7 protein-coding genes and 1 tRNA gene are annotated in these 12,874 nt (G+C 75.3%); 1 reads left to right on the top strand and 7 read right to left on the bottom strand.

Going from position 1 to position 12,874, the window contains the following annotated elements:
* Positions 1 to 245: 245 nt before the first annotated feature.
* Complete coding sequence (locus K353_RS13340) at positions 246 to 575, top strand: winged helix-turn-helix transcriptional regulator (RefSeq protein ID WP_370447600.1); 330 nt, start codon at positions 246 to 248, stop codon at positions 573 to 575.
* A gap of 56 nt (positions 576 to 631) precedes the next feature.
* Here K353_RS13340 and K353_RS13335 read toward each other — a convergent pair.
* The 7 genes from K353_RS13335 to topA form a co-directional block, all read right to left on the bottom strand.
* A tRNA-Thr gene (locus K353_RS13335) sits at positions 632 to 708 on the bottom strand.
* Positions 709 to 861: 153 nt separating this feature from the next.
* Positions 862 to 1,512: a leucine efflux protein LeuE gene (gene leuE / locus K353_RS13330; RefSeq protein ID WP_111553797.1), complete on the bottom strand. Its 651-nt coding sequence runs from the start codon at positions 1,510 to 1,512 to the stop codon at positions 862 to 864.
* 173 nt (positions 1,513 to 1,685) lie between these two features.
* The gene (locus K353_RS13325) at positions 1,686 to 3,305 is read right to left on the bottom strand and encodes an alpha/beta hydrolase (RefSeq protein WP_111553796.1); all 1,620 of its coding nucleotides are present in this window, start codon (positions 3,303 to 3,305) and stop codon (positions 1,686 to 1,688) included.
* Positions 3,306 to 3,493: 188 nt separating this feature from the next.
* Positions 3,494 to 4,600 (bottom strand): hypothetical protein, encoded by a 1,107-nt coding sequence (locus tag K353_RS13320; protein WP_111553795.1) that lies wholly within the window; start codon positions 4,598 to 4,600, stop codon positions 3,494 to 3,496.
* A gap of 235 nt (positions 4,601 to 4,835) precedes the next feature.
* The gene (locus K353_RS13315; RefSeq protein WP_111553794.1) at positions 4,836 to 6,041 is read right to left on the bottom strand and encodes a DNA polymerase III subunit delta'; all 1,206 of its coding nucleotides are present in this window, start codon (positions 6,039 to 6,041) and stop codon (positions 4,836 to 4,838) included.
* Positions 6,042 to 6,248: 207 nt separating this feature from the next.
* Positions 6,249 to 9,524, bottom strand: a complete 3,276-nt coding sequence (gene tmk, locus K353_RS13310) for a dTMP kinase (protein WP_111553793.1) — start codon at positions 9,522 to 9,524, stop codon at positions 6,249 to 6,251.
* Positions 9,525 to 9,602: 78 nt separating this feature from the next.
* Positions 9,603 to 12,500: a type I DNA topoisomerase gene (gene topA / locus K353_RS13305; protein ID WP_111553792.1), complete on the bottom strand. Its 2,898-nt coding sequence runs from the start codon at positions 12,498 to 12,500 to the stop codon at positions 9,603 to 9,605.
* Between the last annotated feature and the right edge of the window lie 374 nt (positions 12,501 to 12,874).

Genomic DNA, 12,874 nt, shown 5'->3' with positions numbered 1-12,874 from the left:
GAACGCACTCCTCGGTCCGTCAGGGCCCAAGTCCCTTGCCTGAGCGGCCTTTTCGGCCACGGACCGAAGCTAGCACCGGAAAGATACTAGGTACCTAGAGGAAACCGACCCCCCTCACCCCTCCCCGCCCTACAGTGGGAACCCGCAGCAGAACGACCGACGAGAGGGCGTACACGGTGGCCACCCGGAACGAACCCACGACGGACCGACCCCCCGCCGGACACGGCAGCGCCCAGCCCTGCCCGATCACCCCGGTGCTCGACATCGTCTTCAGCCGCTGGACCACGCCGATCCTCTGGACACTCCACCACTTCGGCCGCCAACGCTTCGTCCAACTGAACCGGAACATCGGCCCCATCACCGCGAAGGTCCTCACCCAACGCCTACGCCAACTGGAACGCGACGGCCTGGTCACCCGCACCTACCACCCGGAAGTCCCACCCCGGGTCGAATACGAGATCAGCGAACTCGGCCTCAGCCTGGCCCCCCTCTTCGCCGCCCTCACCGACTGGTCCCACCACCACCTCCCCGCAGTCGAACGCGCCCGCACCGCCTTCGACACGACCACCCCCTGACGCCCCGGCCCCAACGGGAAAAGCCCGGACCGCAGCGAACTGCGATCCGGGCTCCGTGGAGCCGCCTATGGGATTCGAACCCATGACCTACGCATTACGAGTGCGTTGCTCTGGCCAACTGAGCTAAGGCGGCACCGCTGCCGGTGACCCGGCCCGGTGAGGGCAAGGGTCGCATCGGCAACGCGCGCCAGTCTACACAGTTTCCGGGGGTGATCCGTACGCGCCCACCGGGCGGGCGGCCCGGTGGGTGGCCTCGACCTGCGACCTCGGCGGGGCGGGGCCGGGGTCAGGCGGAGGAGGCGGCGAGTTTGGCGGCGAAGCCGGCGAAGAGGACGGCGACGGCGGAGGTGAGGCCGGCGGAGAGGCGCTTGCGGCGGCGGAAGGCGTTGGCGAGCGTGGTGCCGGTGAAGATCAGGAGGGAGAGGTAGAGGAAGGAGAAGGCCTGGAGGATGCCGCCGAGGAGGGCGAAGGAGAGGACGGGGGCGCCGTAGGAGGGGTCGACGAACTGGGTGAAGAAGGAGAGCAGGAAGAGGATGGCCTTCGGGTTGAACAGGCTGACCATCAGCGCCCGGCGGAACGGCCGCTCGGTGTCCTCGGTGGCGCCGTCCTGCTCGGGGGCCGTGGCGAGGGCGCGCTCGCGCCACATCTGGCGGGCGGCCCGGAGCATGCCGTAGCCGATCCACAGCAGGTAGGCGGCGCCGCCGAACCGGACCACCGCGAAGACCGCGGGGTTGGCCCGGAGCAGGGAGGCCGCGCCGAGGGCGGTGAGGCTGATCAGGACGAGGTCGCCGAGGAAGACGCCGCAGGCCGCCCGGTAGCCGGTGCGGACGCCCTTGCGGGCGGCGACGGAGAGCACGTAGAGGGAGTTGGGGCCGGGCAGCAGGACGATGGCCAGGGCGCCGAGGACGTAGGTGGCCAGGTCGTGGACTCCGAGCACTGCGGTCTCCAGGGGGGGCGGAGCGGACGGGGGCGGGACGCCGAAGGGGCTGCGCCATGGTAGCCGCCAGCCCCTTCACCCGTGGACACTCCTGACAGGTGAACGCTCCTGACGGGCTCCGGCCCGGAGAACGCCCCGCGCCCGCGACCCGCGCCCAGCGCCCAGCGCCCCGCTCAGTCCTTGCAGACCTTCCCGTCCGCCGGCGCCTCCCCGCCCAGCAGGTAGCCGTTGACCGCGTCGTCGACGCAGGCGTTCTGCCGCTGGTACGCGGTGTGCCCGTCGCCCTCGTAGGTGAGCAGCCGCCCGGCCTCCAGCTGCCCGGCCAGCGACTGCGCCCAGGCGTACGGGGTGGCCGGGTCCCGGGTGGTGCCGACGACCACGATCGGGTCGGACCCGGCGGCCCGGACGGTGTGCGGGGCGCCGGTGGCCCGGTCCGGCCAGTAGCCGCAGCCGAGCGCCATCCAGGCCATGTCGCGGCCGAAGTGCGGGGCGGCCCGCTGGAAGGCGGGGAGCGCGGCGGTGACCGCGGCCGGGTCGGCGAACGGGGCGGGTAGGTCGAGGCAGTTGACGGCCATGTTGGCGTACATCAGGTTCTCGTAGCCGCCGTCGTCGCCGCGCCCGTAGTAGCTGTCGGCGAGCTTGAGCAGCGCGCTGCCGTCGCCCGCGAGGGCGGTGGTCAGGGCCTCGCGCAGGTAGGACCAGAGCGATTCGGCGTACATCGCCTCGGCGACGCCGGTGAGCGCCTGGGCCTCGGTCAGCGGGCGGTTCTGCTCGGTCGGCAGCGGCTTGGCGTCGAGCTGTGCGAACAGCGCGTCCAGCTTCCGGCCGGCCTCCTCGGCGCTGTGGCCGACCGGGCAGTCGTCGTGCTTGGCGCAGTCCTCGGCGAACGCCGTCCAGGCGGTCTCGAAGCCGCCGGCCTGGGTGAGGTTGCCGGTGGCGGCGTCCAGCGAGGGGTCCATCGCGCCGTCCAGGACGACCTTGCCGACCTTGCTCGGGAACAGGCCCGCGTACGTCGCGCCCAGGAAGGTGCCGTACGACTTGCCGACGTAGTTGAGCTTCCGGTCGCCGACCAGCGCCCGCAGCACGTCCATGTCGCGGGCCGCCTCCACGGTGGAGACGTGGCCCAGCAGGTCGCCCGCCTGCGCCCGGCAGCCGGCCGCGAACTCCTTGTCGGCGGCCACCAGCGCGTCGGTCTCGCCCTGGTCGTCGGGGGTGAGGTCGGTGGCGGTGTACGCGTCCATCCGCGGGCCGGTCAGGCAGGTGATCGGCGCGGACCGGCCGACCCCGCGCGGGTCGAAGCCCACCAGGTCGAAGCTGGAGCGCACGCCCGCGTCGTAGCGTCCCGCGACCCGCTCGGTGTAGTCGACCGCGGAGCCGCCCGGCCCGCCCGGGTTGAGCAGCAGCGAACCGATCCGGTGCCCCGTGCCGCCCGCGGGCTTGCGGACCGCGGACAGCTCCACGTCGTGCCCGTCGCCGGGGTGCGCGTAGTCCAGCGGCACCTTGAAGGTGGTGCACTCGAACCCGGAGTCGCACGGCTTCCAGCTCAACTGCTGCGCGTAGTACGGGGCCAGCGCGGCCGGCACCTCGACGGGCAGCGGCTCCAGCGGGGTGGCCCCGGGCGTGGGGGCGCCACCCGTCGCGCCGCCCGCCGCGCTGTCCGCCGAGCGACCCCCGGCACCGGACGGCGTGCCGGACGCGGCCGGGTGCCCGGACGTACAGCCCGCCAGCAGCAGCGACACGGCGGCGGCCAGCACGACGGCGGCGGCCGGCCGGCGGGTCCGGGCGACTCTCATGACGGTGGGTCCTCTCCCCTGGGAACGGCGCGGCGGCCGGGGCCGACACCGGGAGGCCGAGCCTAGCCGCCGGCACCGCCAGGCCCGGCGACTCGCCCACCCACCACCCCGGCCGGCCGATCGCCGCACCGCCGATCGCACCACAGCCCCGCGTCCGACGGCGCGACCCCCGCGCCCGCCGCCCGCCGCTACTTGGCGAGCTGCTCCGCCAGGTACTGCACCGCGACCCGCACCAGCCGCAGCCGCTCCCGCTCCGGCGTGTAGTCCTGCACCACCTCGGACGTCCGCACCTCGGCCCGCGACCTGGCGTCCCGCAGCGCCGCCTGCACCGCCCGTCCGGACGCCAGCCCGGCCGCGTCCCGCTTCGCCGCGGCCAGCAGCAGCCGCCCGCCCGCCGCCCCGGGGGCCTCCGCCGCCGCCCCGGCCAGCGCCCGGGCGTCGTACCGGCCGGAGACCGCCGCGGCCGCCCCGTACAGGTCGGGACGGGCCAGCCCGGCCGCCGCCGCGCAGGGCGCGCCGCCGTCCACGCCGAGCACGCTCCACGTCGCGGGGCCGGCCGGCAGGGTGCGGAAGGCGGCGCCGACGGCCGCCCGCAGCGCCGCGTCGTCCGCGACCGCCTGCGGGGCGGCGGCCACCAGGTCGCAGGGGTGCCCGGTGCCGCCGGGGGCCTCGGGGGCGACCACCACGAACGGGCGGGCCTTGCCCTGCTGCACCGCCGACGCCACGCCGTCGAACACGTCCGGCAGGTCGGCGTCGGCGGTGTGCCCCGGCGTCCCGGAGTGCAGCACGATCACCGGGAACCGGTCCGCCGGGTTCTTCCCGTACTCGGCGGGCAGCCACACCCGCACCGCCCGCGCCCGCCCGTCCGGACCGGGCACCGCGCCCTGCACCAGCTCCCCGCCCGCCACCTTGCCCACCGACGCGAACGCCGTCGCGGACGCCGCCGCAGCGGTCGCTGCCGCCGTTGCCGCGGCCGCGGGCGACGGCGCCGACGCGGGGGACGACCCGGCCCCCGCCAGGTCCGCACTGCCCGCGGGCCGGTCCGCCGCCACCGCCGCCACGGCCCGCCCCGCCCCGCCCCGCTCCCCCAGCAGCACCGCCACCCCGAGCGCGCTCACGCACATCAGGCACAGCCCCGCCGCCCCCGCCCGCACCAGCACCGGCCGCACCCCCGCCGCCAGCTCGTACGTCTGCGCGGACCGCAGGTCCCGCCAGCGCACCATCGCCGCACGGGCCAGCCAACTGCCCGCCACCGCGGCCACCAGCAACAACAGGACGAGGAGCGAACGGGGCATGGGGACGCACCACCTCGGGGAAGGACCGGCCGCCGGACGCGAGCGCGTGGTCAGTGCACAGGGTGCAAGACCACGCGCCCCCTCGCCCGAGAGCGGTACGGGCGTCTCCGCACGTTCACTCGAACGAGCGACAGCCGGACGGCCTCACAGCACGTCATCAGCGTCCCCGCAGCACCCCGCCACACCCCCGGCGGCGCCCCGAGCGCCCCGAGCGCCCCGGGCAACACCCGCAGGTTCAGCCCGCCCGCAGCGCCACCGTCATCGCCTCCACCGCCAGCAGCGGGTCCACGTTCCGGTCCAGCGCCCGCCGGCAGGCCAGCACGGCCTCGATCCGGCGCAGCGTGTGCTCCGCCGTGCCCGCCCCCGCGACCCGCTGCAGCGCCGGGCGCTGGTCCTCGTTCGCCAGCTCGCCGACCGCGCCGAACTGCAGGGCCAGCACGTCCCGGTAGAAGCCCAGCAGGTCGCCGAGCGCCACGTTCAGCGTCTCGCGGCGGGTCCGGGTGGCCCGGCTCTTCTGCCGCTTCTCCAGCTCCTTGACCGCCCCGGCCATGCCGCGCGGGGCCCGGCTGCCCTCCGCCGCGCCGTACGCGGCCCGCAGGTCCTCGGCCTCCCGGGTGTCCTGGGTCTCGGCCAGCGCCTCGGCGTCCGCCTTCGCGGTGTCCACCAGCCGCTGGGCGGCGGCCAGGCAACCGCCCAGGTCGGCGACCTCCAGCGGGATGCGCAGCACCTCGGCCCGCCGCGAGCGGGCCTGCTCGTCCACCGCGAGCCGCCGCGACCGGTCGACGTCGCCCTGTCCGGCCAGCGCGGCCAGCCGGGCCGCCTCCGGCTCCACCCCGTCCCGCCGGACCAGCATGTCGGCGACCGCCTCCGCGGCGGGCGTGCGCAGCACCAGCAGGCGGCAGCGCGAGCGGATCGTCGGCAGCACGTCCTGCACGGACGGCGCGCACAGCAGCCACACCGTCCGCGGCGAGGGCTCCTCGACGCCCTTGAGCAGCGCGTTCGCGGCTGCCTCGGTCAGCCGGTGCGCGGCATCCACCATGATCACCGACCAGCGGCCGCCGGTCGGGTAGCTCGCCGCCCGCAGCACCAGCTCGCGCATGTCGCCGACGCCGATCGACAGGCCGTCCGTCCGCACCTGCTTCACGTCCGCGTGGCTGCCCGACAGCACCGTGTGGCAGCCGTCGCAGAAGCCGCAGCCGGGCGTCCCGCCGAGCTCCAGGTCCGGGCTGGTGCACTGGAGAGCCGCCGCGAACGCCCGCGCCGCCGTCACCTGCCCCGCACCCGGCGGGCCGGTGAACAGCCAGGCGTGCGTCATCAGCGAGGCGTTGCCCTCCGTTGGTCCGCCCCGCCCCGCCAACACGCTCGCCCGGGCCGCCCGCGCCGCCGCCTGCAGCTGCTCGACCACCCGGTCCTGGCCGACCAGGTCGTCCCACACACTCACGCCGCGCTCCTCCTCGCCGATCCCGCCCCGCCGAGCCTAACCCCGCCCGCGGACAGCACCGACGCGCCGACCAGGAACCAGGCTCCGGAACGCAGCGGCGCGGGGGACCGCGCGGGGCACGGACCCCGCGCGCGGTCCCCCGCGCCCCTGCTCACACCGCCTGCTCAGACCGCCTGCTCACACCGTCCCGTCCACCCGGACGGGGACCTAGTCCTTGCGGCGCCGCCAGCCGCCCTTCTTGGGCTGCTGCTCGTCCTGGCCGGGCTCGGGCTCGGCCACCTCCCAGCGGGCCCACTCCTCGCGGGAGCCGAGCAGGCTGTCCGTCAGGCTGGGCAGGTCGTCGAGCGGGGTCTCCTCCGCCCACTCCGGCCGGGGCCGCAGCTCGCGGGTCTGCGCCGAGTCGGGCTCGTCCCGGAACAGCGCCCGGGGCGCCTGCCGGGCCGGGTCCGCCACCGGCAGCACCGCCGTCTCCTCGGCGCCCCCGACCTTCGGCAGCACCGCAGTCTCGTCCACGCCTCCGACCTTCGGCAGCACTGCGGTCTCGTCCGCCGCCGGCCGCCCGGCCGCCCCGGCCCCTGCGCCGGACTCGGACCCGGCACCGGCACCGGCACCGGACCCTGAACCGGGCCGGGAACCCTTCGGGCCGGCACCCTGCGCCCCGGGCTTGGGCAGCTCCCGGGTGGTCTCCACGTCGGACTCCACCTTCGGCAGCACCGCCGTCTCGTCCGCCGGAGCCGCAGCCGGAACGGACGCAGCCGGAGCAGCCGGGGCAGCCGAAGCGGGCGCAGCCGGAGCCTCCGCCGCCGGCGCGGCGGCCGTCTCCGCCGCGGCCCGCCGCGCGTCCTCCGCCCGCTGCAACGCCTCCTCGGCGCGCCGCCGCTGCTCCTCCCGCTGCAGCTCGCGCTGGCGCGCGAACTCGGCCCGGGCGGCCTCCTCCGCCGCGGCCTCGCGCGCCGCCGCCTCCGCCGCCTCGGCCCGCGCGGTCTCTGCGGCGCGCCGCTCGGCCTCGTCCCGGGCCCGTCGCGCGGTCTCCGCCTCGGCGGCAATCCGGGCGTCCTCGGCGGCCTTGCGCGCGGCCTCCGCCTGGACGCGGGCGGCTTCCTCGGCGGCCAGGCGGTCCTTCTCGGCCTGCTCGGCGCGCAGCTGCTCCAGCAGGGCGAGGCGCTTGCGCTCGGCCTCCTCGGCGGCCTTGCGGGCGGCCTCGGCCTCGGCGGCGCGCCGGGCGGCCTCCTCGCGGGCCTTGCGCTCCTGCTCGGCCTTGGCGGCCTTCTCCTGGCCGGAGAGCGGCAGTTCGCGGTCGAGCCGGTGCCGGATCGCGGTGGTGACGTTGGCGGCGGGCTGGGTGCCGTCGACGACCAGGTAGCGGGCCGGGTCGGCGGCGGCCAGCGCCAGGAAGCCGGAGCGGACCCGCTGGTGGAACTCGGTGGGCTCGGACTCCAGCCGGTCGAGCGCCTCGGTGAAGCGCTCCCGGGCGGCCGCCGGGTCGACGTCCAGGACGACGGTCAGGTCGGGCACCAGCCCGCCGGTGGCCCAGCGGGAGATCCGGGCGACCTCGGTGGCGGCCAGGTCGCGGCCGGCGCCCTGGTAGGCGATGGAGGAGTCCATGTACCGGTCGGTGAGGACGACCGCGCCGCGCTCCAGCGCCGGGCGGATGACGTTCTCGACGTGCTCGGCCCGGTCGGCGGCGTAGATCAGCGCCTCGGCCCGGTGCGACAGGCCGGTGTTGCCGACGTCCAGGACGAGGGCGCGCAGCCGCTGCCCGATCGGGGAGCCGCCGGGCTCGCGGGTCAGGACGACCTCGTGGCCCTTGGCCCGGATCCACTCGGCGAGGGCCTGCGCCTGGGTGGACTTGCCCGCCCCGTCGCCGCCCTCCAGCGCGATGAAGTAGCCCTGGCCGGCGGCCCGGTGCGGGGCGATCTCGGCCCGGCCGCGGACGGCCTGGGCCAGTTCGCGGCCGAACGGGACGACGCCGCGCTGGTCGTCGGTCTTGAGCAGGACGACGGCGGCCAGCGCCAGGGTCAGCAGCCCGGCGGTGGAGACCGCGAGCGCCGCGCCGTCGTGGATGAAGGTGAAGCTGCCGCGGCCGACCTCGCCGAGGGCGACCTGCCCGTACGCGGCGGCCAGCAGCGGCATGCCGACCAGCGCGGCGCCGACCACGGTCCGCAGGACGGCGTACAGGTGCTCGGTGACCTGGCCGAGGCGGATCTCCTCGATCTCCTGGGCGAGCAGCCCGCGTCCGGTGGCGATCACCACGCCGGCGGCCAGGCCGGCCAGCACGGTGAACAGCAGCACCAGGACGAAGTCGAGGACCAGTCCGGCCAGGATCAGCGCCACGCCGGAGGTGACCAGGCCGAGCGCGAGCAGCCGGCGGCGGGAGAGGCCGGGCAGGGTGGCGCGGCTGAGCCGGATGCCGAGCGCGGGGGTGCCGGCGGCGGCCAGGACGAGCAGGCCGTAGCCGATCGGTCCGGCCAGGTGCTCGCCCGCGGTGAGCAGGCCGAGCGCGGTGACGCCCGCCATCGAGGCGTAGGCGGCGGCGATCGCGAAGGTGAAGTAGGGGGCGGAGCCGGTGCGGCCCTTCTTCAGGGACGGGCGAGCGAAGGGGCGACGCGAAGCGTCTCCGGCAAGGGTGGTGGTGGGCGACGGGAGGGCGTCCACGGGCGCGCGCAGGCCCCGGAGCGGGGAGCGCGGCGCGGCGGTGGCCCCGGCCGGGAGCTCCTGGAAGTACAGCAGCGCGGCGTTGGCGACGAACAGGGCGGTGGTGCCGAGCGCGGCGACGGTGAGCTGGTGGTCGCGCAGCCAGTCCAGGCCGAGCGCGGCCAGCACGTTGTTGAGCAGCGTGAAGCCGATCAGCCCGGCGGCGGCCAGCGGCAGGGCGGCCCAGCCGGTGCGCAGGTCGAGGGTGCGGACGGCGTCCAGCGCGGCGGAGGACGGCGGCCCGGGCTGTTCGGGGACGGCCAGCAGGCCGGGGACGGCGGCGGCCTTGCCGATCGTCCAGACCCGTTCGGCGGCACCGGCCAGGAAGGCGGTGCCGAGCAGCGGCCAGATCGCCGAGCCGGGCGTCCAGACCGTCCACCAGGGGGCGAGTCCGACCAGCAGGGCGCGGGCCAGGTCGGCGCCGAGCAGGCTCCAGCGCCGGTCGAGCTTCCCGCCGACCAGGGCGTGCACCGGGCCGAGCAGGACGGCGCCGACCAGCCCGGTGGCCAGCAGCCGGGCCGCGAACACCGCGGCGACGGCGAGCGCGAGCGCCCGGTAGCCGTGCCCGAACCGGCCGCCGAGCACGGCGGCCAGCACGGTGAGCGGCACCAGCACCAGCAGGGTCAGCCGGTCGGCGGCACCGCCGAGCAGCTGGGTGGTCCACAGCTTCCGGTAGGGCCGGAGCCGGAGCAGCGCACGGGCCCGTTCACCGGGCGTCCCGGCGGGGGCGACCTCCGGGAGGCCGGGGGCGGCGGTGCGTGCGGTGGGGGGCAGCTCCTCGCTCGTCATACGGTCAGCGTAGCGAGTGCGGGTGCCCGTCCTTGACGGGCCCGCCCGAATTCGAACAGGCCCGTTACGGAGTGTCCGTCAGCTCTCCTCGGAACCGCCGTCGGCAGCGGCGGACTTCTCGCCCGCCGCGGCCTTGGCGGTGGTCTTCTTCGCCGCCGTCTTCTTCACCGTCGTGGTCTTCTTCGCGACGGTCTTCCTGGCCGCGGTCTTGGCCGCCGCGGTCTTGGTGGCCGTGGCCTTCTTCGCCGTCGTCGTCGTCTTCTTCGCCGGGGCCTTCTTGGCGGTCTTCTTCACCGGCCCGCGGGCGCGCTTCTCGGCGAGCAGCTCGTACGCCCGCTCGGGGGTGATGGTCTCGACCTCGTCGTCCTTGCGGAGCGTCGCGTTGGTCTCCCCGTCGGTGACGTACGGGCCGAACCGGCCGTCCTTGACCACCACCGGCCTCTCGCTGACCGGGTCGTTGCCGAGCTCCTTGAGCGGCGGCGCGGCGGCGGCCCGCCCGCGCGCCTTGGGCTGGGCGTAGACGGCCAGCGCCTCGTCGAGGGTGATGCTGAACAGCTGGTCCTCGCTGGTGAGCGAGCGCGAGTCGGTGCCGCGCTTGAGGTACGGGCCGTAGCGGCCGTTCTGCGCGGTGATCTCGTTGCCCTCGGCGTCGGCGCCGACCACCCGCGGCAGCGAGAGCAGCTTGAGCGCGTCCTCCAGCGTGACGGTGTCCAGGTCCATCGACTTGAACAGCGAGGCGGTGCGCGGCTTGACGGCGTTCTTGCCGGTCTTCGGGGTGCCCTCGGGCAGCACCTCGGTGACGTACGGGCCGTACCGGCCGTCCTTGGCGACCAGCGGGTTGCCGCTGACCGGGTCGGTGCCGAGCTCGCGCTCGCCGCTGGGCTTGGCGAACAGCTCCTCGGCCAGCTCGACGGTCAGCTCGTCCGGCGGCAGGTCCTCGGGGACGTCGGCGCGCTGGCCGGTCTCGCCCTCGACGGCGGCGGGGCGCTCCACGTACGGGCCGTAGCGGCCGACCCGGAGCACGACGCCGCCGCCGACCGGGAAGGAGCTGATCTCCCGGGCGTCGATCGCGCCGAGGTCGGTGACGAGCTCCTTGAGGCCGCCGAGGTGGTCGCCGTCGCCGTTGCCCGCGTCGGCGGCGGGGCCGACCGCACCGACGGCCGCGCCGCCGGCCGCGTCCGCGCCGAAGTAGAAGCGCTTGAGCCACGGCACGGACTCGGCCTGGCCGGCCGCGATCCGGTCGAGGTCGTCCTCCATCTTCGCGGTGAAGTCGTAGTCGACCAGTCGGCCGAAGTGCTTCTCCAGCAGGTTGACCACCGCGAAGGACAGGAAGGACGGCACCAGGGCGGTGCCCTTCTTAAACACGTACTTGCGGTTGATGATCGTGTCGATGATCGAGGCGTAGGTGGACGGGCGGCCGATCTCCCGGTCCTCCAGCTCCTTGACCAGCGAGGCCTCGGTGTAGCGGGCCGGCGGCTTGGTGGCGTGGCCCTCGGGGGTGAGCTTCTCGGCGGCCAGCGGGTCGCCCTCGGTGACCTGCGGCAGCCGGCGCTCGCGGTCGTCCAGCTCGGCGTTCGGGTCGTCGGCGCCCTCGACGTACGCCTTCAGGAAGCCGTGGAAGGTGATGATCTTGCCGGAGGCGGAGAACTCGGCGTCCCGCCCGTCGGCGGAGCGGCCGCCGACCCGGACGGTGACCGACTGGCCGACCGCGTCCTTCATCTGGGAGGCGACGGTGCGCATCCAGATCAGCTCGTACAGCCGGAAGTCGTCGCCGCCCAGCCCGGTCTCGGCGGGCGTGCGGAAGCGGTCCCCGGACGGGCGGATCGCCTCGTGCGCCTCCTGCGCGTTCTTCACCTTGGAGGCGTAGGTGCGCGGCGCGGACGGCAGGTAGTCGGCCCCGTACAGCTGGGTGACCTGGGCGCGGGCCGCGGTGATCGCGGTCTCCGACAGCGTGGTCGAGTCGGTGCGCATGTAGGTGATGAAGCCGTTCTCGTACAGCTTCTGCGCCACCTGCATGGTCCGCTTCGCGCCGAAGCCCAGCTTGCGGCTGGCCTCCTGCTGCAGCGTGGTGGTGCGGAACGGCGCGTACGGGGAGCGGCGGTACGGCTTCGACTCGACGCTGCGGACGCTGAACGCGGTCTGCTGGAGCGCGGCGGCCAGCGTGCGGGCGGCCTGCTCGTCCAGGTGCAGGGTGGTCGCGGCGCTCTTCAACCGCCCGTCCGGGCCGAAGTCGCGGCCGGTGGCGACCCGCTTGCCGTCGACCGAGACCAGCCGGGCCCCGAAGGACTCCGGGTTGGCCGCGTCGGCGGTGGTGCGGCCGGTGCCGAAGGTGCCGACCAGGTCCCAGTACGAGGCCGAGGTGAAGGCGATCCGCTCGCGCTCGCGCTCGACCACCAGGCGGGTGGCCACCGACTGGACGCGGCCCGCCGAGAGCTTCGGCATGACCTTCTTCCACAGCACGGGGGAGACCTCGTAGCCGTAGAGGCGGTCCAGGATGCGGCGGGTCTCCTGGGCGTCGACCAGGCGCTTGTTCAGGTGCCGCGGGTTGCGCACGGCCTCCTGGATGGCGTCCTTGGTGATCTCGTGGAAGACCATCCGGTGCACCGGCACCTTGGGCTTGAGCACTTCCTGCAGGTGCCACGCGATGGCCTCGCCCTCGCGGTCCTCATCGGTGGCGAGGAAGAGCTCGTCGGACTCCTTGAGCAACGACTTCAGCTTGGTGACCTGGGACCTCTTGTCCGGGTTCACCACATAGATGGGGGCGAAGTCGTGGTCCACGTCGACGCCGAGGCGGCGCACCTCGCCGGTGTACTCGTCCGGGACCTCGGCGGCCGTGCCGGGCAGGTCACGGATGTGACCGACACTGGCCTCGACGATGTAGCCGGGCCCGAGGTAGCCCTTGATCGTCTTGGCCTTGGCCGGCGACTCGACGATGACGAGTCGCTTGCCGTGCGCGGTCTCGCTGCTCGGGGACACCTTCGCTCTTCTCTCCCGGTCGTTTACCAAAGCTCCTGGGCTGCCGCAGCGCGACAGCTCCCGGGCTGCCGCAGCGCGACGGCCCCACCAGCGGAGTGTGACCGTACCCCGGCCACCCTTGTCAAACGGACGGAACCTGCTTTTTCACCGGCAAGGCCGACCGACGCCACTCGAACGGTAACCCGGCGACCGGCCCCGGGGCATGTCTTTCCCCGGCAACCACGCCTTCCACCGGGTCCGAACGGCCCGCCCCCGAACGGCCGGAACCCGCCCCGGAGCGGCCCGATCCGCCCCTCCCCCGCCGTCCGGAAACCGCTCGGGAACCGTCCGGGAACCAGCGGGGAGCCCGTCGCGAACCCGTCGCGAACCGCCCG

Origin of the sequence: Kitasatospora sp. SolWspMP-SS2h, assembly GCF_003259315.1 — a bacterium.
Lineage (GTDB): Bacteria > Actinomycetota > Actinomycetes > Streptomycetales > Streptomycetaceae > Kitasatospora > Kitasatospora fiedleri.
Note: the sequence above shows the minus strand (reverse complement) of the source record. Positions and strands in the feature narration are given on the sequence as shown.